Genomic DNA, 17611 nt, shown 5'->3' with positions numbered 1-17611 from the left:
GGCATCGACATCGACGTTCGAGCGGGTCGCGGGCGCGCTCACCGTCGCCGAGCAGACCATGGTCGAGGTGGCGCGGGAGGTACGCCGCGGCGGCAAGGTGCTGATCCTCGACGAGCCGACCGCCTGTCTGAGCGCCAGGGACGCCGACCAGGTCCGCGCCCTGGTGCGCCGGCTGCGCGACGAGGGCGTCGCCGTCGTCTACATCTCGCACTACATCGACGAGGTCATGGCCATCGCCGACCACGTCACGGTGCTGCGCGACGGCGGCCTGGTCCGCAGCGCCCCCGCCGCCGACATGGACCGGGCCTCGCTGGTGCGCGACATGGTCGGCCGGGACGTCGTCTCGCGGCGCCCGAAGCGCCCCGCGCCCGCGGACGAGCACGGACTCGTCGTGCGCGGGCTGAGCCACGGCCGCGCCATCCGCGACTTCACCGTCGAGGTGCGCAAGGGCGAGATCGTCGCCGTCCTCGGACCCGCCGGAGACGCGCAGTCCCAGCTCTTCGACCTGCTCTCCGGACGGCAGCGCCCCGACGCGGGCGAGGTCCGGGTCGACGGCAGGCCGATACCCCCCGGCCGGGTACCGGCCGCGCTCGCCGGCGGGCTGCGCTGCGTCACCGGGGACCGCCGCTCCCTCGGCCTGGTCCAGGACATGACCGTGGACGAGAACCTGATGCTGGCGGGCGACCGCTTCGCCCGGCGCAGGCTGCACCGCGCCGCCGACCTCGCCCGCCGTGCGGCCCCCGTGCGCGACGCCTACGGAGTCGTCGCCCTCAGCGGCAACCCGCCGGTCGGCCTCCTGTCCGGCGGCAACCAGCAGAAGGTGCTGCTCGGCAAGTGGCTGGAGACCGAGCCGGTCGCCTGCTTCCTGGAGGACCCCACCAACGGCGTGGACGTGGCCGCCATGGCCGACATCCACACCCTCGTCGACGACCTCGCCGCACGCGGTGTCGCCGTCCTGCTGGCCTCCTCCTCCGCCGAGGAGGTCATGCGGCTGGCCGACCGCGTCGTCGTCGTGAGCGCCGGCCGCACGGTCGCCGAGCACGACATCACCACCATTACCCGCGACGAGCTGGTCGCGACCGCACTCGGAGGTCAACCGAAGTGAGCCTCAAAACCCCCTCCGCCTCCCCGGACGTCGCGACCGGCCCGTCCGAGCACCGCGCACCCTCCCGGTCCGGGCGGCTGCTGCACATCCCGCACGGCGGACTGGTCCTCGTCCTGATCCTGGTGTGCGTGTTCACCGCCGTCCAGGCCGACGCCTTCACCTCCTCGCAGAACCTGCTCAACGTGCTGCGCCAGGTCAGCGTGAACGCCGTCATCGCGGCCGGCCTGACCCTGCTGATGACCGCGGGCGGCATGGACTTCTCCATGGGCAGCAACGCGGCCGTCACCCTGTGCGTCGGCGCCCAACTGCTCCACAGCGGCTGGTCCACGCCCGCCGTCGTGGTCGTCTGTCTGGCCCTCGCCACGCTGATCGGGCTGGTCAACGGGCTGGTGGTGACATACACGCGGGTCGCGCCGTTCGTCGCGACCCTGGCCTCGGCGATGCTCCTTGACGGCGTCGCCCTGCTGGTTCTCGACGGCATGAGCGTCACCATCGGCGACAAGATGTCCTCGCTCGGCAACGACGAGTTCGGCGGCGTGCCGTATCTGACGGTGGTGGCGGTGCTGGTACTCGCGCTGATCGGCGTGACCATGCGCTTCACCACCTTCGGCCGCGACGCGTTCGCGATGGGCGGCAACGAGCACGTCGCCCGGCTCAGCGGCATCAACGTCAACGCCCGCAAGCTCGCCCTGTACGCGCTCGCCGGGGTGCTGGCCGGCCTCGCCGGTCTGATGCTGCTCTCCCGGCTCGGCGCCGCCGCGCCCAACACCGCGGGCCTGCAGACCCAGTTGACCGCCGTCGCCGCGGTGGTCATCGGCGGTACGTCGCTCGCCGGCGGCCGCGGCACGATCATCGGGACCGTCTTCGGAGTGATCCTGCTCGGGGTGGTCGCCAACGCGCTGAACCTGCTCCAGGTCAACAGCAACTACCAGCTCGTCGTCACCGGCGGCGTACTGCTGGTCGCGGCGATCATCAACGAGTTCCAGCGCAAGTCCTCGCCGGGCCATTAGCGGGCCACGCGAGCACACGCACCCCCGCCTTCGCGCATCCCCCCTCGCCGCGCGTCCCCCACGCAAGCACCTTCTCTTCAACGATGCAGGAAAGGCCCGACCCCATGAAGCCCATCGCCAGTTCCCGCCGTCGCACCGCCGCGGCCGCACTCGTCGGCGTGGCCGGCCTCGTCCTCGCCGGATGCGGCTCCGAGAACGACAGCGGTGGCGCCGCCGGCGGCTCCGTCTCCCTCGGCTTCGTCAACGGCTCCAACACGCACTTCCACACCTGTCTGCTGCGCGCCGTCGAGCAGGAGGCCAAGGCGCAGGACGCCAAGGTCTACTCGGCCAACTCCAAGCAGGACGCCGGCACCGAGCTGTCCAACATCGAGGACATGATCGCCCGGAACGTGGACGCCCTGATCGTCCAGACCGTGAACGTCGACGCGCTGGAGGGGGACATAGCCAAGGCCAAGAACGCCGGCATCCCCATCTACCTCACCTCCGTGGCGACCTCCGACATGGACGACGTGCTCGGCGCCGCCGTGGTCGACCTCAAGAAGGTCGGCGCCCTGGACGCCGAGTGGATCGCCAAGGACGCGGCCGACAAGAACGTGAGCGTCGGCATCGTCGCCGGTGCCCCGGGCGCCGCCTCCGACCTGCTGGTCGGCGGCTTCAAGGACGCCCTGCCGAAGACCGCAAAGGTGGTCGCCAACCAGCCCGGCATGTTCAACCCGGCCAAGGCCCAGGACGTGGCCGAGAACATGATCCAGGCGCACCCCGACCTGGACTACGCCTTCGTCGCCAACGAGGAGATGGCCTTCGCCGTGCGCAAGGCGTTCGACGCGGCCGGCGCCAAGGACGTCAAGATCGTGACCGTCAACGGCACCGAGGAGGGCGTCGCCGCGGTCAAGGAGGGCCGGCTGTCCGCCACGGTGGCGAACTCGGCGGAGACCATCGGCCAGACCGCGGTCAAGAACACGGTCTCGCTGCTGGACGACAAGAAGGGTGTTGACAAGATCTCCGACATACCTCTTGTCTTGGTCACCAAGGACAACCTGAGCGAGGCTCCCCAGTACTGCCCGAAGTAGGGCCCCCACCGGGAACCGGCGCCCGGCTCACCGCGTCCGAGCCGCACATCCCGCCGTACCACCGGCCGTGCCCCGGCAGAGCCACTGCCGGGACACGGTCGCGTCTCACGGCGGGGCCCTTGCCTCCCCGCCACCGACGCCGGTCGGGCGGGAGGCGGCCTTCGGAGGAAAACATGGACCGCTTGCTCCTCATGCACAGCTTCGTCACCGTCGCCCAGGTCGGCAGCTTCAGCGGAGCCGCGAAGAAGCTGGGATCGTCGGGCTCCCTGGTGTCCCGGCACGTCGCCGAACTGGAACGCCAGGTGGGTGTCCGGCTGGTAAACCGCACCGCCCGCTCGGTGAGCCTGACCGAGCCGGGCCAGCGCTACGCGGAATTCGCCGCCCGCATCCTGGACGAGATCGCGGCCGAGGACGCCGGCATAGCCCAGCTCCACGACCGGGCCGAAGGCACACTCAGCGTCATCTGTCCCAAATGGATAGGCAGCCTCGATCTCGGCGACGCCATCGCCGCGTTTTCCGCCGCCCATCCGAAAATCCAGATCCGTTTCGAACTGGGCGGAATGTCGGACCGTACCTACGATTTCCTGGACAGCGGATTCGACGTCGCCTTCCACACCCGGGACCTCCGGGACTCCAGCGTGCGGCTGAAGAAGATTTCCTCCCTGCCCTTCGTGCTGTGCGCCTCGGAGGAGTACGTCAAGCAGCACGGCGCCCTCTCCCACCCCAACGACCTCGCCGCCCACGACTGCCTGGTGCACGTCAACGACCCGGTGTGGCGGATCGGCCACGGACACGCGAGCACCCTGCACAAGATCCGCAACATCGCCTTCTCGTCGAACTCCTACATCGCCCTGCAGAAGGCCGCCCTGTACGGCCGGGGCATCGCCCTGCTGCCCCAGCGCCCCGCCTACGACGACCTCGTCTCCGGGGCCCTCCAGGTGCTCCTGCCGGAGCTTGCCGTGCCGGACCGGCCCCTGTACGCCATCTACGGCCCCGGCCAGGACACCCCGCGCAAGGTCAGTGTCTTCCTGGACTTCCTCGCCGGCTGGTTCGCCCAGAATCCGATGCCCGGCAGCCGCGGGTGACCGCGGGACGACGGCGCAAGAAACGATTGCGAACCCCGGGGACCTCCGCCCATTGAGGTGCCCGCACTCGTATACCTACGCTCACCAGGCGAGACGGAAACGAGGAATCCATGGGAATCCAGAGAATCGAATCGGTCACCTACGGCATCGACGACCTCGACACATGCGTGCGGTTCTTCGAGGACTTCGGTCTTTTCCAGGTGGAGCGGACCGAGGAACACGCCGTGTTCGAGACGCTCACCGGCCAGACACTCCACCTCGACACCGCACCAGGCCCGCTGCTGCCGCCCCCCGTGGAGAGCGGGCCCACCCTGCGCGAGGTCGTCTGGGGCGTCGACACCGCCGAGGAACTGGAGCGACTGGTGGCCGAGGCCGGCCGTGACCGCGAGGTCCGGGAGAGCGCCGACGGCGTCCACCACACCGTCGACCTGAGCGGCTTCGGCGTCGGACTCACCCTCGCCCGGCCCAGGCCGGCGGCCGTCGAACCCCGCCCCGCCAACACCCTGGGCAGCGTCGACCGCTGGAACCGCGCCCTGGACCCGATCACCCGCGCCCACCCCCTGCGCATGTGCCACGTCGCCCTCAACATCGCCAAGGCCGGCAAGGACGAGGCCGTCGCCTTCTACACCGGCCGCCTCGGCTTCCGGCCCACCGACGTGGTCGAGCCGATGGGCGTCTTCATGCAGGCCCCCGGCGACGACGACCAGCACACCATGCTGCTGTGCCACCGCCCGGACAAGGTCGGCGTCAACCACGTCGCGTACGAGGTCCCCGGCTTCGACGACGTGATCGAGGGCGGCAACTTCATGATCGAGCGGGGCTGGCGGGAGGCCCGCAGGCTCGGCCGCCACACCGTCGGCTCCAACGTCTTCCGCTTCCTGCACGCCCCCTGCGGCGGACGCGTCGAGTACGCCGCCGACATGGACCGGGTCGACGACAGCTACGAGACCCGCGTGCACGAGACCACCCCGCCGCACCACATCTGGGCCCTGCGCACCAACCGCGACCAGGACGCCCCCGCCTCGTCCTGACCTGAGAGGGCATACACCCATGACCACCGATCACGGCTACCCCGCCGTCCGCATGTACATCGCGGGCCAGTGGTGCCAGGGCGGCGCCAAAGACACCGCCCCCGTCGTCGACCCGGCCACCGAGAAGGTGATCGGGGAGGTACCCTGGCCACCCCCGCCGACCTGGACCGCGCGCTCGACGCCGCCACGGAGGGCTTCAAGGTGTGGCGCGCGACCCCCGTCGCCGAACGCACCCGCGTCCTGCACGCCGCCGCCGACCTGATCGAGGAGCGCGCCGCCGACATCGGCCGCGTCATGACCCGCGAGCAGGGCAAGCCCCTGCGCGAGTCGACCGGCGAGGCCCGGCGCACCGCCGAGACCCTGCGCTGGCACGCCGACGACGCCCGCCGCGCCTACGGCCGCATCATCCCCTCCGCCCCCGGCACCGTGCTGACCGTCCGCCGCGAACCCGTCGGCCCCGTCGCCGCCTTCGTCCCCTGGAACTTCCCCGTGGGCGGCCCCAACCGCAAGATCTCCTCGGCGCTCTCGGCCGGCTGCTCCCTGGTCATCAAGGCCTCCGAGGAGACCCCGGCCACCGCGATGGAACTGGTCCGCTGCTACGCGGACGCGGGTCTGCCCGCCGGTGTCCTCAACCTCGTCTTCGGCGAGCCCGCCCAGGTCTCCGAGCACCTGATCTCCTCCCCGGCCGTCCGCCTGGTCGCCTTCACCGGCTCCGTGCCGGTCGGCAAGCTCCTCGCGGCCAGGGCCGGTGAGGTCATGAAGCCCTCCCTGATGGAGCTGGGCGGCCACGCCCCGGTGATCGTCTGTGCCGACGCCGACCCCGTGCCGGCGGCCCGCAGGGCGGCCCAGGCCAAGTGGGCCAACGCCGGCCAGGTGTGCACCTCGCCGAGCCGCTTCCTCGTCCACGAGTCGATCGTGGACGAGTTCACCGCCGAGTTCGTCAGGGCGGCCGAGGCGGTGACGGTCGGCGACGGACTGGCCGAGGGCACCACCATGGGCCCGCTCGCCAACGAACGCCGGCTGAAGGCCATGGAGCGCCTCACCGCCGACGCCGCCGGCCGCGGCGCCAAGATCCTCACCGGCGGCGAACGCCTCGACCGGCCGGGCTACTTCTTCGCGCCGACCGTCCTGACCGACGTACCCGAGGACGCGGAACTCCTCTTCGAGGAACCCTTCGGACCGCTCGCGCCGATCGTGCCCTTCGGCGACCTCGACGAGGCGCTCGCCACCGCGAACGCGCTGCCCTACGGACTGGCCGCCTACGGCTTCACCGCGTCCGCCGCGACCGCGGAGAGGCTTTCGGCCGAACTGGAGGCCGGCATCCTCTCCCTGAACCACTGCGGCGGCTCCGTCCACGAGGCCCCCTCCGGCGGGGTCAAGGACAGCGGATACGGCCGCGAGGGCGGCCCCGAGGCGCTGGACGCCTACCTGATCACCAAGCGCGTCTCCCACCTGCTGGCGCCATGAGGTACGCGCGCATCTCGATCGGCGGCCGGGCCGTCTGGGGCCGGGTGGGGCAGGAGGAGATCGAACTGCTCTCCCACTCCCCGCTCGAAGCCGACGGCCCCGATGTCGTCGGCGCGATCCCGCGGGCCGGCGCCCACTGGCTGCCGCCCGTCGTCCCGCCCGTCTTCTACGCCGTCGGCATGAACTACCCCCGCCACATCGCCCACGCGGGGGCCGAGACACCCGAGCGCCCCGAGGTCGGCTACCGCGCCAACAACGCCCTCACCGGCCACCTCTCGCCCGTCGTCAAACCGGCCGAGGTCACCGGACGCTTCGAGGCCGAGCCCGAACTCGTCGCCGTCATCGGCCGCACCCTGCGGCACGCCACCCACGACGACGCCCGCAAGGCCGTCTTCGGCTGGACCATCGGCAACGACATCAGCGCCCGCACCTGGCAGCACCAGGACCGCACCTTCTGGCGCAGCAAGAACAGCGACACGTTCAAGCCGATGGGCCCCTGGATCGAGACCGACGTTGACGCCCTCGCCCAGACGACCACGCTGAGGGTCAACGGCGAGAAGCGCGCCGAGTTCCCGACCGGCGACATGGTCTTCGACCCCTACGCCTACATCGTCGAGATCACCAAGCACATCACCATGCACCCCGGCGACGTGCTCTGGATGGGCGCCGAGTCCACCTGCGCGCTCGAACCCGGCGACACCGTGGACGTCGAGATCGGCGGCATCGGTGTGCTGTCCAACCCCGTACTTCTGGAAGGGAATCAGTCATGAGCGCGGAACCCCGCTACATCCACCACGTCAACTTCCCCACCACCGACCCCGACCGGACCGCCGAGTGGTACACCAAGGTCTTCGGGATGAAGCGGATCATGCCCAAGTCCAACACCCGTGTGGTGCTGATGACCCGGGGCAACTTCGACCTGCACTTCACACCGGTCGAGGAGATGGAGCGCATGGCGCCCTACCACTTCGCCGTCGAGGTCGACGACTGGGACGACTTCCTCGCCCACCTGGGGGAGCTGGGCATCCGGCACACCCGGCCCATCCAGCGGCCCGAGAACCAGTCCAAGTTCTGCTACATCCACGACCCCGACCACACCATGATCGAGCTGGTCTACCACGCCAAGCGACCCAACTAGACCGCCACGCACAGGAGTTCAGGAGTTCACCCCATGCCCTTCGCCGACTCCGACGGCATCTCCCTCTACTACGAGCGCCACGGCAGCGGCCCGGCGATCCTGTTCGTGCACGGCAGCGGCGGACACCACGCCGCCTGGTGGCAGCAGGTCGCCGCCCTGCGCGACGAGTTCACCGTCGTCACGCTCGACCTGCGCGGCTTCGGCAAGTCGGACTCGTCCATGCCCGAGTTCGACGGCCAGGACTTCCCCGGCGACGTCGTCGCGGTCCTGGAGGCCGAGGACCTCACCGACGTCATGCTGGTCGGCCAGTCCATCGGCTCCGTCGCCGCCCTGCGCGCCGGACTGGCCCGGCCCGAGCGGGTGAGTTCCGTCGTCCTCGGCCACTCCCTCGGCGGCATCAGCCACCCCGAACTGACGGAACTGGCCGCCGCCGACCGCGCCGAGGCCGTCAAGCTGCCGGTCATCGACCGCCTGCTGACCAAGCCCTTCCAGACCCAGCGCGCGGACCTCACCTTCCTGTTCCAGCAGATGGGCACCTTCAACGTCGCCAGGATGCAGGACCTGCGCAACCTCGACACCAACGGCCCTTCCCTGGAGGAGATCCAGGCCTCCGGCGTCAAGGTCGCCTTCCTGGCCGGCGAGAAGGACGCCGTGCTGAGCGTCAAGACCGTCACCCGCGCCCACGAACTGCTGCCGGGCTCGCACCTGGAGATCGTCCCCGGCGCCCCGCACTCCATGTACTGGGAGACGCCCGAGCCCTACAACGCGGCCGTCGCCCGCCTGCGCCGCACCCTCACCGCCCCGAAGGAAGCCGCATGAGCAACATCACCCTCGACGCCGCCGAGGAGATCATCGCCGCCGCGCACAAACGCGCCCAGTCGATCGGCAAGGCCGTGAGCGTCGCCGTCGTCGACACGGGCGGCTTCGTCGTCGCCGTCCGGCGCCCGGACGGCGCCCGCCCGCTCACCCCCGACATCGCCCGCGCCAAGGCGTACACCGCCGCCGTGATGCAGCGCCCCGGCAGGATGCTGAAGAAGTGGCAGGAGAGCCAGCCCGTCTTCTTCTCCCAGCTCTCCCAGCTGCCCGGCGCCTCGATGCCCATCCTGGCCGCCGACGGCAGCGTCACCATCAAGAAGGACGGCGAGATCATCGGCGGCCTCGGCATCGCCGGCGGCACCGCCGACGAGGACCAGGTGATCGCCGACGAGGTCCTCGCGTCCCTCGGCTACGAACTGGAGTTCGCCGCCTGGGGTGTCGCGGGCACGCCCGCTCCGTCCGGCTCCGACTCCGGAAAGGACTGACCCATGGCGGATACGTTCAACTACCGCATCGACCACCACGGCAGCCTCGTCCGCCCCGCCGAACTCACCGCCGCCCGCGCCGCCGGCGACCCCGAGGCGCTCCGCAAGGCCACGACCGAGGCCGTCGAGGAAGCGGTGGTGTTCCAGCGCAAGCTGCGCTCCACCGTCGTCACCGACGGCGACTTCCCCCGCGAGGACTTCCGCGGCGCGGTCCTCGACACCGTCTCCGGCTTCCGGCGCACCGGCGAGAGCGGCCCCGACGGCCTGGTCCGCTGGGTCGCCGAGGCACTGCCGAAGACGAACGGCCCGCTGCTGCCCGACTACGGCACCCGGCTCACCGGCCTGACGGTGATCGCCCCGAAGGCCACGCTGCCGTCCCCGGCCTATCTCGCCGCGACCACCTTCGAGGCCGGTCTCGGGCCGGCCTCCGCCCGCGAACTCGGCGAGGCCCTCGCCGAGATCGTCCAGGCGGAGATCGCGCTGCTCGTCTCCCAGGGCGTACGGCTCATCCAGCTCGTCAACCCGCTCCTGCTCGACCAGGTGGCCGCCGAACCGGCCACCGCGGGCGCGCTGTCCTTCGAGGACGCCCTCGCGGTCGACGCCGCGGCGGTACGCCTCGACGAGCGCCCCGAGGGCGTGCGCCTCGGCGTGGCACCCGGCTGGAGGGCCCCGGCCGCCGTCGACCGGGCGCGGGCCGAGCGCCTGTACACCACCATCGCGGCGGACCGCTGGGTGCTGCCCTTCGACCAGGGCACCGACGCCGAACTGGACCTCGTACGGGCGCTGCCCGAGGACCGCGACGTGTGCCTGGGCGTCGTGGACGCCACCGTGGCCGAGCCGGAGGACATCGACACGGTGATGAGCCGCGTCGACGCCGTCGCCGAGTTCAAGGACATCGAGGACGCCGCCGTCGCCCCGTCCCGCGGCTTCGCCGACATCGCGAGCCGGCCGCTGCTGAGCGCCGAGGACCAGCGCAGGAAGCTGGTCCTGGTCGAGACGGTCGCCCGCTACTGCTGGGGCAACGAGTTCTGAGCACGAGAACACGAGAGGGGGCCGGGGCGACACCCCGGCCCCCTCTGCTCACAGCGCCTCGGCGAACGTCACCGACCGCTCCGTCAGCCGCGGCCACACCGTCTCGACGATCTGCTCCTTGAAGTGCGGCGCCGCCTTGTGCGCCGCGAACCCGGCGGCGTCGTCGTAGCGCTCGTACAGCAGAAAGCCCCCGGGCTCCTGCGCCACCGCGTGCACCTCGTACTGCTGGTTCGCCGGTTCCGCGCGGGTCGCCTCCCGCGCCGCGAGCAGCGCGGCGCGCACCGCGGCCTCGTCGGCGGGGGCGCAGCGGTAGTGGGCGACGACTGCGTAGGCCATGTCTCGACTCTCCTCGGTTCCCGGCGGCGTCGTGCACACCGTCCGCCCGCCGATTCCAGCATGGATCAACCGCCCGCCGACCTGCGCGCGGTGCAAGCATTGCCTGCCTTCGCGGGGCTGGTGAACCGACCCCCGCATGGTGTGTTGTCGCATCGGCCCCGTACGGCCGAACTGCTGGGACCACGGTCATCCGCGCCGCGGTCATTCGCACCGCGGTGCGACGAAGGAAGAAGTGATCTGATGCGCACTCTGGAAACGCTCCTGGGCGGAGAGTGGGTGACGACCGGCGAGTGGATCGACGTCCACGACCCGGCCGACGTCCGCACCCCCGTGGCCCGCGTCCCGGCCCTGTCGGCCAAGGACGTCACCCGGGCCTACGACCACGCCGAGCGGGGCTTCGCCCTCTGGAAGCGCACCAGCCCCTTCGAGCGCGCCCGGGTCTTCACCGACGCCGCCCGGCTGATCCGCGAGCGGCTCGACACGATCGCCGCCGACGTCACCGCCGAGAACGGCAAGACCCTGGCCGAGGCGCGCGGCGAGGCCGGCAAGGCCGCCGACTTCCTCGACTACTACGCCGGACTCGCCCGCCAGGGCTACGGCACCCTCCTGCACGACGCCCGCCCCGACACCCGTACGCACACCCAGCGCGAGCCCATCGGCGTCATCCTGGTGATCAGCCCCTGGAACGACCCGCTGATCACCCCGGCCCGCAAGCTCGCCCCGCTGCTCGCGACCGGCAACGCGGCCGTCTTCAAGCCGGCCACCGAGACCCCGGCGTCGGGCCTGCACCTCGCCCGCGCCCTGCACGACGCCGGCCTGCCCGCCGGTGTCCTGAACGTCGTCACCGGCCGCACCGCCGAGCTGGAGGAGGCCCTCCTCGACGACCCCCGGATCACCGGCATCACCTTCACCGGCTCCAACGCCGTCGGCAACCGCATCCGCCGCCGCCTCGCCGACCGCAACGTCCGCTTCCAGGGCGAGCTGGGCGGCAAGAACGCCTCCGTCGTGCTGAGGGACGCCGACCTCGCCGCCGCCGCCAAGAGCGTCGTCGCCGCCTCCTTCGGCCAGGCCGGCCAGCGCTGCACCGCCACCAGCCGGGTCGTCGTCGAGCGGCCGGTGTACGAGGAGTTCGCCCGCCTCCTGGTCACCGAGGTCGAGACCCTCACGGTCGGCCCCGGCACCGACCCCGCCACCACCCTGTGCCCGCTCTCCAGCCCGCGGCAGCGCGACAGCGTCCTCGCCGACGTGGACAGGGCCGTCGAGCAGGGCGCCACCGTGCTGACCGGCGGCCGGGCCGACACCGAGGGCGAGCGGGAGCACGGCTGCTATGTGCGGCCCACCGTCCTCGCCGACGTGACGCCCGAGACGGCCCTGTGGCGCGAGGAGGTCTTCGGCCCGGTGCTCGCGCTGCGCGCCGTGGACGACTTCACCGCCGCCGTCGACGCGGTCAACGACTCCGACTTCGGGCTCGCCGCCGCCGTGTTCACCCGCGACCTCGCCCGCGCCTACCGTTTCGCCGACGAGGCCGAGTGCGGCCAGATCGCCGTCAACACCACCACCACCGGCTGGGACGTCCACCTGCCCTTCGGCGGCTTCCGCGACTCCGGCACGGCCTACAAGGAACAGGGCGACGAGGTCCTGCGGTTCTCCACCCGCGTCAAGACCGTCGCCGTCCACTTCGGCGCGTGAGCACGCGGGGGAGCGGCGAGAACAGGAAGGAGGACGCCGATGGCTGACGAGACGATCGGCATCGTCGGCGCCGGCATCGTGGGCCTGGCCACGGCCCGCGAGATCGCGCTCGGGCGCCCCGGCACCCGGGTCGTGGTCTTCGAGAAGGAGCAGCGGGTCTCGCTGCACCAGACCGGCCACAACTCGGGCGTCGTCCACGCCGGCATCTACTACACCCCGGGCAGCCTCAAGGCCGACCTGTGTGTGCGCGGGGTGTCGCTGCTGCGCGAGTACTGCCAGGACCGCGAGCTGCCCTACCGGGAGATCGGCAAGCTGGTGACGGCGGTCCGGCAGGACGAGCTGGGCCGCATGGAGAGCCTCTACGAGCGGGCGAGGAACAACCACGTGCCCGACCTGCGCAAGGTCTCCGGGGACGAGATCAGGGAACTGGAGCCCCACGCGGGCGGCATCGCCGCCCTGCACTCCCCGCGCACCGCGATCACCGACTACCCGGCGATCGCCCGCGCCTTCGCCAAGGACGTCACCGACTCGGGCGGCGAGGTCAGACTCGGCTTCGCCGTCACCGGCATCACCACCGTGCCCGGCGGCGTCGAGGTGGCGTCCGGGCAGGACCGCGTGAAGGTGGACCGGCTGATCCTGTGCGCCGGCCTCCACTCCGACTCGGTCGCGAAGCTCGCCAAGGACGGGACCGAGCCGCGGATCATCCCGTTCCGGGGCGAGTACATGCTGCTCAAGCCGGACCGCACGCATCTGGTCCGCGGCCTGATCTACCCCGTGCCGGACCCGCGCTACCCGTTCCTCGGCGTCCACTTCACGCCCCGCGTCGACGGCTTGGTGGAGGTCGGCCCCAACGCCGTACTGGCCCTGGCCAGGGAGGGCTACACACTCGGCCGGATCTCCCCGCGCGACCTGCTCGGCCTCGCCGCCTACCCCGGCTCCTGGAAGATGGCGGCCCAGCACTGGCGGACCGGCATCAAGGAGTACCGCGGCGCCCTGTCCAGGACGGCCTTCATGAAGGACGCGGGGCTCTATGTGCCCGGCGTCGGCGCCGGGGACGTGGTGCGCGGCGGAGCGGGCGTGCGCGCCCAGGCCCTGGACCGGGACGGCACCCTCGTGGACGACTTCCGCGTCCACCGGGTGGGCCGGATCACCGCCGTGCGCAACGCGCCCTCGCCGGCCGCCACGGCCTCCATGGCGATCGCCGAGCACATCGTCGGCGAGGTGTTCGGCGACCTCTGACGCATGCCGAGAACGCCCTGTTCAGAGCGAACTTCCGCGCAACAACAGCTTGCATCCCAGGGTCTCGGCAAGGCCACGGCGCCCGCCTAGCGTTCTTGTCGCACCACCTCACCACCCCTCTTCGGGAACGTTCCAGAAGCACATGAGAGAGCGAGGCCACGACATGTTCGTCGTCGACACCCAGATCCACATCTGGAAGGAAGAGACCCCGGACCGCCCCTGGGTCCCGGGCGCCCGCGAGCGCATCCGCCTCAACGGTCACCGCGAGGACCCCTTCTCCTACGAGGAGGCCCTGGAGCTGATGGACGAGGCCGGCGTCAACCGCGCGCTGATCCTTCCGCCGTCCTGGGAGGGCAACCGCATCGACTACGCCCTGGAGGCCTGCGAGGCCCACCCGGACCGCTTCGGCATCATGGCCCGCGTCCCGCAGGACAACGAGGCCGAGGGCACCGCGATGCTGAAGGACTTCGCCCAGAACCCGCACATCAAGGGCACCCGGCTCACCTTCCACCGCCCGCAGGACCGCAACTGGATGATCGACGGCACCAACGACTGGTACTGGCCGATCGCCGAGCAGCTCGGCATCCCCACCATGGTCCACGCGCCGATCTGGAAGCGCGAGCTGGGCGAGATCGCCGCCAAGCACCCCGAGCTGAAGATCATCATCGACCACATGGGCATCATGGCCCGCTGCGTCGACGACGCCATCGGCTACTGGGTGTCCGAGACCGCCGACCTGGCCGCCCACCCGAACATCTACGTGAAGGTGTCGGCGCTGCCCGGCTACTCCACGCAGCCCTTCCCGAACAACAACATCCAGAAGTACGTGCGCGAGATGGTCGACAAGATGGGGCCGCAGCGCTGCTTCTACGGCACCGACATCACCCGCCTGCTGGGCCACGGCATCACGTACACCGACACGATCGAGCAGTTCACCAAGCACTGGGACTTCACGCCCGAGGAGCTTGAATGGATCATGGGCCGCGGTATCTCCGAGGTCCTGAACTGGCCGATCGAGGGCTGAGGAAACACACGAGATGACGGACAGCAAGAACCAGCGGGGCGCCGACGGCGGTGACGCCGTCGTCTCCGCCCTCAATGCCGTCGGCGCCGACTACCTCTTCTGCTCATCGGGGTCCGAGTGGGCCCCGGTGTGGGAATCCCTGGCCCGGCGCCACCGCGACCAGGAACCCGCGCCGAAGTACCTGGACCTCACCCACGAGACGGTGGCGGTCGGCATGGCCACCGGGTACGGACTGGTCAGGCGCCGCCCGCAGGGCGTACTCCTGCACGCCGCGCCCGGCCTGCTCCAGGGCTCCATGGCGGTGCACGGCGCCCTCCTCGCCGGCGTCCCGATGCTGGTCGCCTCCTCGGAGTCGACCACGTACGGCGACGGCCCCGGTCAGGACCCGGGCGGCCAGTGGTACCGCAACCTCTCCATCGTGGGCGGGCCGCACCACGTGGCCCAGCCGTTCACCAAGTGGGCCAACGAGGCCGCCGACATCAGCACCCTGCCCACGATGATCACGCGGTCCGCGGAACTGGCCTGGCGGGCTCCGGGCGGCCCCGCCTATCTGAACATCCCGGTGGAGACCCTCCTGGCGGAGTGGGACGGCCGCGAGGCCAAGCCCATCGTGGCGCCGGGCTCGATGCACTCCTCGCCCGAGGAGGTCGACCCGGTCGCCCAGATGATCCGCGAGGCGAAGAACCCGGTCGTCGTCACCGAGACCGCGGGCCGCGAGGCCGGCGGCTTCGAGGCCCTGGTCGCCTTCGCCGAGGCCTGGAACATCCCGGTCGTCGAGCCCGACTCGGCGGTGTGCGGCAACTTCCCGCGCACCCATCCGCTGCACGCCGGCGGCGACATCGGCCCCTGGATGGACGAGGCCGACCTGATCCTCCTGGTCAACTGCCGCGCCCCCTTCTATCCGCCGAGCCGGAAGCCGTCGAAGGCGAAGATCGTCGTCATCGACCAGGTGCCGCAGCGCCCGCACATCGTCTACCAGGCCCTCTTCGCGGACGTGTACCTGGAGGGCAACGTCGCCAACACCCTGCGCCAGCTCGCCAAGCGGGCGAAGGACCTGGACGAGGCCGCCGTCGCCGTCCGCCGGGCGGCACAGGAGGAACGCCACCTCGCCGAGGAGACGGCCATCGCCGCCGCCGAGGCGAAGGCCGGACAGTCCGAGGGCGTCGACCCGGTACTGGTCGCCGCGACACTGCGCGCACTGCTGGCCGGCCAGGACGGCATCGTCGTCGACGAGACCATCACGCACAGCCGCGTCGTCAAGCGCCACCTCAAGACGGCCACCCCCGACTCGTACTTCTACGTCCAGGGCGGCCTCGGACAGGGCATGGCGGTCGCGCTCGGCGTCAAACTGGCCGCGAGACAGCGCCCGGTGGTCCTCACCATCGGCGACGGTGCCTTCACCTACAACCCGGTGATCCCCTCGTACGACGCGGCCAGGTCCTACGATCTGCCGCTGCTGATCGTGGTCTTCAACAACCGCGTCTACAAGTCGATGAACCTCAACCACCGCCGCTTCTACCCCGAGGGCGCGGCGGCCGACACCGGCGAGTGGCTCGGCACCGACCTGCGCCGGCTGCCCCGCCTCGCGGCCTTCGCCGAGCCGTTCGGCATGCACACCGAGACCGTCGACACCACCGACGCCCTCGCGCCCGCCCTGGAGCGTGCGCTGAAGGCCGTGGCGGAGGGCACCACCGCCGTCGTCGACGTCCTCGTCACCCGCTGACCCAGGAGACCCGCACCATGACCGACACCGCCACCCCGAAGCCGGGGAAGGTCCGCGTCCCCGCCGACGACCTGCGCGCCTTCGCCGCCGCCCTCCTGGAGAAGGGCGGCCTGAGCGCCGAACACGCCCGCACCACCGCCGACGTCTTCGTCTGGGCGGCGCAGCGCGGCGTCGAGTCCCACGGCATCGCCCGCGTCCCCGCCTATCTGGACCTGCTCGCCAAGGGCGTCGCCAACGCCGCGCCTGACCTCAAGGTCGAGTCGAGCACACCGGCCGCCGCGGTGATCGACGCCGACCGCGCCCCCGGCCCGGTCGCACTCGGCGCCGCCGCCGACGAGGCGGTCGAGCGGGCCCGCGCCTTCGGCATCGCCTCCGTCGGCGTACGCCGCACCGTCCACACCGGCGCCATCGGCTACTACGTCTCGCGGATCGCCGAACAGGGCCTGGTCGGCCTCGGCTTCGTCGCCGGCATGCCCAACATGGGCTACACCGGCGTCAAGGGGGCGGCCGTCGCCACCAGCCCCCTCGCCATCGCGGTACCGGCCGCCGACCACGCGCCGCTGCTGCTCGACATGGCCACCGCCACCATCGCGCTGGGCAAGATCCGCCAGGCGAAGGCCAACGGCACCCCGCTGCCGGAGAACGCCGCCGCCACCGAGGACGGCACCCCCACCACCGACCCCGAACAGGCGGTCATGCCGCTGCCGCTGGGCGGCGCCAAGGGGTCCGGCATGTCGCTGGCCTTCGAACTGCTCACCAGCGTCCTGGTCGGGGCGCCGATCTTCTCCTCCTTCCACTCCGACGACCCAGCCGGCCGCAAGCACCGCCAGAACGCCCTGCTCATCGCCGTCGACCCGGCCGCCTTCGGCGGGAGCGCGGCGGACTTCACCGCCGCCGTCGACGCCACCCTCGCCACCCTGAAGGGCCTGCCGGTCGCGGACGGCGCCGACGGGGTGTACTACCCCGGCGAGCGCAGCGCCGCGGTGGCCGCGGAGCGCGGCGCCAACGGTGTGCCGGTGGCCCCGAAGGTGTGGCGCGACCTGACGGACCGCGCCGCCCAACTCGGCGTCACCCCGCCGCACGTCGCGTAGCACGCCCCACACGTCGCCGGCCGCCCGAAGAGAGACGGCCGGCGACCGACGGCTCCGCCGATGCGGTAAGGTCTCGGCCAGCGCGATCACCGGAAACGCGCACCGGGACGTGGCGCAGCTTGGTAGCGCACTTGACTGGGGGTCAAGGGGTCGCAGGTTCAAATCCTGTCGTCCCGACGGTGAAGTACAAGGTCAGGGCCCTGCTTCGGCAGGGCCCTTGATCGTTTCCAGGGCCGCCGTCTCACAAAATCTCACAAGCGCTGTTGATCA

Annotated in this window: 17 protein-coding genes and 1 tRNA gene; 17 read left to right on the top strand and 1 reads right to left on the bottom strand. The window is 71.4% G+C overall.

Translation table 11 applies throughout. From position 1 onward, the window contains the following. Positions 1-58 precede the first annotated feature (58 nt). From AC4IHM_RS03235 to AC4IHM_RS03185, 11 genes are all read left to right on the top strand, one after another. Positions 59-1105: an ATP-binding cassette domain-containing protein gene (locus AC4IHM_RS03235; RefSeq protein WP_490865562.1), complete on the top strand. Its 1047-nt coding sequence runs from the start codon at positions 59-61 to the stop codon at positions 1103-1105. Beyond that, positions 1102-2115 (top strand): ABC transporter permease, encoded by a 1014-nt coding sequence (locus tag AC4IHM_RS03230; RefSeq protein WP_490870749.1) that lies wholly within the window; start codon positions 1102-1104, stop codon positions 2113-2115. Before AC4IHM_RS03235 ends, AC4IHM_RS03230 begins: the two co-directional genes overlap by 4 nt. A gap of 83 nt (positions 2116-2198) precedes the next feature. Further along, complete coding sequence (locus tag AC4IHM_RS03225; protein ID WP_490865561.1) at positions 2199-3185, top strand: sugar ABC transporter substrate-binding protein; 987 nt, start codon at positions 2199-2201, stop codon at positions 3183-3185. A 173-nt stretch (positions 3186-3358) separates the two neighbouring features. Beyond that, a complete protein-coding gene (locus tag AC4IHM_RS03220) occupies positions 3359-4270 on the top strand; it encodes a LysR family transcriptional regulator (RefSeq protein ID WP_490865560.1) in 912 nt (303 codons plus the stop codon). A 110-nt stretch (positions 4271-4380) separates the two neighbouring features. Then, positions 4381-5301: a VOC family protein gene (locus tag AC4IHM_RS03215; protein ID WP_490865559.1), complete on the top strand. Its 921-nt coding sequence runs from the start codon at positions 4381-4383 to the stop codon at positions 5299-5301. A gap of 201 nt (positions 5302-5502) precedes the next feature. Continuing rightward, positions 5503-6768 carry an NAD-dependent succinate-semialdehyde dehydrogenase gene (locus AC4IHM_RS03210; protein WP_490865558.1) on the top strand — a complete coding sequence of 422 codons (1266 nt, stop codon included), beginning with the start codon at positions 5503-5505 and terminating at the stop codon, positions 6766-6768. Continuing rightward, positions 6765-7538, top strand: coding sequence for a fumarylacetoacetate hydrolase family protein (locus tag AC4IHM_RS03205; RefSeq protein WP_490865557.1), 774 nt, complete (start codon positions 6765-6767; stop codon positions 7536-7538). The genes AC4IHM_RS03210 and AC4IHM_RS03205 overlap by 4 nt, the downstream gene beginning before the upstream one ends. Further along, complete coding sequence (locus tag AC4IHM_RS03200; RefSeq protein ID WP_490865556.1) at positions 7535-7906, top strand: VOC family protein; 372 nt, start codon at positions 7535-7537, stop codon at positions 7904-7906. Before AC4IHM_RS03205 ends, AC4IHM_RS03200 begins: the two co-directional genes overlap by 4 nt. A 33-nt stretch (positions 7907-7939) precedes the next feature. Continuing rightward, positions 7940-8725, top strand: coding sequence for an alpha/beta fold hydrolase (locus AC4IHM_RS03195; protein ID WP_490865555.1), 786 nt, complete (start codon positions 7940-7942; stop codon positions 8723-8725). After that, positions 8722-9207 (top strand): GlcG/HbpS family heme-binding protein, encoded by a 486-nt coding sequence (locus AC4IHM_RS03190; protein ID WP_490865554.1) that lies wholly within the window; start codon positions 8722-8724, stop codon positions 9205-9207. The genes AC4IHM_RS03195 and AC4IHM_RS03190 overlap by 4 nt, the downstream gene beginning before the upstream one ends. Positions 9208-9210: 3 nt before the next feature. Next, entirely contained in the window at positions 9211-10239 is a 1029-nt protein-coding gene (locus tag AC4IHM_RS03185) for a uroporphyrinogen decarboxylase/cobalamine-independent methonine synthase family protein (RefSeq protein WP_490865553.1), read from the top strand. A 48-nt stretch (positions 10240-10287) separates the two neighbouring features. On the opposite strand, the gene AC4IHM_RS03180 is transcribed toward AC4IHM_RS03185, so the two are convergent. Then, positions 10288-10575 (bottom strand): putative quinol monooxygenase, encoded by a 288-nt coding sequence (locus AC4IHM_RS03180; RefSeq protein ID WP_490865552.1) that lies wholly within the window; start codon positions 10573-10575, stop codon positions 10288-10290. Between the two features lie 240 nt (positions 10576-10815). Here AC4IHM_RS03180 and AC4IHM_RS03175 point away from each other — a divergent pair, with 240 nt between their 5' ends. The 6 genes from AC4IHM_RS03175 to AC4IHM_RS03150 all read left to right on the top strand — a co-directional run bounded on the left by AC4IHM_RS03175 (position 10816) and on the right by AC4IHM_RS03150 (position 17518). Then, the gene (locus AC4IHM_RS03175) at positions 10816-12264 is read left to right on the top strand and encodes an aldehyde dehydrogenase family protein (RefSeq protein ID WP_490865551.1); all 1449 of its coding nucleotides are present in this window, start codon (positions 10816-10818) and stop codon (positions 12262-12264) included. 39 nt (positions 12265-12303) lie between these two features. Further along, a complete protein-coding gene (gene lhgO / locus AC4IHM_RS03170) occupies positions 12304-13503 on the top strand; it encodes an L-2-hydroxyglutarate oxidase (protein ID WP_490865550.1) in 1200 nt (399 codons plus the stop codon). A 142-nt stretch (positions 13504-13645) separates the two neighbouring features. Beyond that, positions 13646-14527 carry an amidohydrolase family protein gene (locus AC4IHM_RS03165; protein WP_490865549.1) on the top strand — a complete coding sequence of 294 codons (882 nt, stop codon included), beginning with the start codon at positions 13646-13648 and terminating at the stop codon, positions 14525-14527. A gap of 13 nt (positions 14528-14540) precedes the next feature. Next, complete coding sequence (locus AC4IHM_RS03160; RefSeq protein ID WP_490865548.1) at positions 14541-16250, top strand: thiamine pyrophosphate-dependent enzyme; 1710 nt, start codon at positions 14541-14543, stop codon at positions 16248-16250. 17 nt (positions 16251-16267) lie between these two features. After that, on the top strand, positions 16268-17341 hold the full coding sequence (locus AC4IHM_RS03155; protein WP_490865547.1) for an Ldh family oxidoreductase: 1074 nt from the start codon (positions 16268-16270) through the stop codon (positions 17339-17341). Positions 17342-17444: 103 nt separating this feature from the next. Further along, positions 17445-17518 (top strand) — tRNA-Pro (locus AC4IHM_RS03150). The last annotated feature ends 93 nt before the right edge of the window (positions 17519-17611 follow it).

Source organism: Streptomyces sp. SL06, assembly GCF_058244745.1.
The sequence above is the reverse complement of the archived record's forward strand: the minus strand, read 5'-3'. Positions and strand labels throughout refer to the sequence as shown.

What these genes read in the sequence shown, in the direction of transcription:
- AC4IHM_RS03200 (WP_490865556.1), top strand. Translation starts at nt 7,535, where the DNA reads ATGAGCGCGGAACCCCGCTACATCCACCACGTCAACTTCCCCACCACC.
- lhgO (WP_490865550.1), top strand. Translation starts at nt 12,304, where the DNA reads ATGGCTGACGAGACGATCGGCATCGTCGGCGCCGGCATCGTGGGCCTG.
- AC4IHM_RS03195 (WP_490865555.1), top strand. Translation starts at nt 7,940, where the DNA reads ATGCCCTTCGCCGACTCCGACGGCATCTCCCTCTACTACGAGCGCCAC.
- AC4IHM_RS03205 (WP_490865557.1), top strand. Translation starts at nt 6,765, where the DNA reads ATGAGGTACGCGCGCATCTCGATCGGCGGCCGGGCCGTCTGGGGCCGG.
- AC4IHM_RS03220 (WP_490865560.1), top strand. Translation starts at nt 3,359, where the DNA reads ATGGACCGCTTGCTCCTCATGCACAGCTTCGTCACCGTCGCCCAGGTC.
- AC4IHM_RS03185 (WP_490865553.1), top strand. Translation starts at nt 9,211, where the DNA reads ATGGCGGATACGTTCAACTACCGCATCGACCACCACGGCAGCCTCGTC.
- AC4IHM_RS03175 (WP_490865551.1), top strand. Translation starts at nt 10,816, where the DNA reads ATGCGCACTCTGGAAACGCTCCTGGGCGGAGAGTGGGTGACGACCGGC.
- AC4IHM_RS03155 (WP_490865547.1), top strand. Translation starts at nt 16,268, where the DNA reads ATGACCGACACCGCCACCCCGAAGCCGGGGAAGGTCCGCGTCCCCGCC.
- AC4IHM_RS03160 (WP_490865548.1), top strand. Translation starts at nt 14,541, where the DNA reads ATGACGGACAGCAAGAACCAGCGGGGCGCCGACGGCGGTGACGCCGTC.
- AC4IHM_RS03215 (WP_490865559.1), top strand. Translation starts at nt 4,381, where the DNA reads ATGGGAATCCAGAGAATCGAATCGGTCACCTACGGCATCGACGACCTC.
- AC4IHM_RS03225 (WP_490865561.1), top strand. Translation starts at nt 2,199, where the DNA reads ATGCAGGAAAGGCCCGACCCCATGAAGCCCATCGCCAGTTCCCGCCGT.
- AC4IHM_RS03180 (WP_490865552.1), bottom strand. Translation starts at nt 10,575, where the DNA reads ATGGCCTACGCAGTCGTCGCCCACTACCGCTGCGCCCCCGCCGACGAG.
- AC4IHM_RS03165 (WP_490865549.1), top strand. Translation starts at nt 13,646, where the DNA reads ATGAGAGAGCGAGGCCACGACATGTTCGTCGTCGACACCCAGATCCAC.
- AC4IHM_RS03190 (WP_490865554.1), top strand. Translation starts at nt 8,722, where the DNA reads ATGAGCAACATCACCCTCGACGCCGCCGAGGAGATCATCGCCGCCGCG.
- AC4IHM_RS03235 (WP_490865562.1), top strand. Translation starts at nt 59, where the DNA reads ATGGTCGAGGTGGCGCGGGAGGTACGCCGCGGCGGCAAGGTGCTGATC.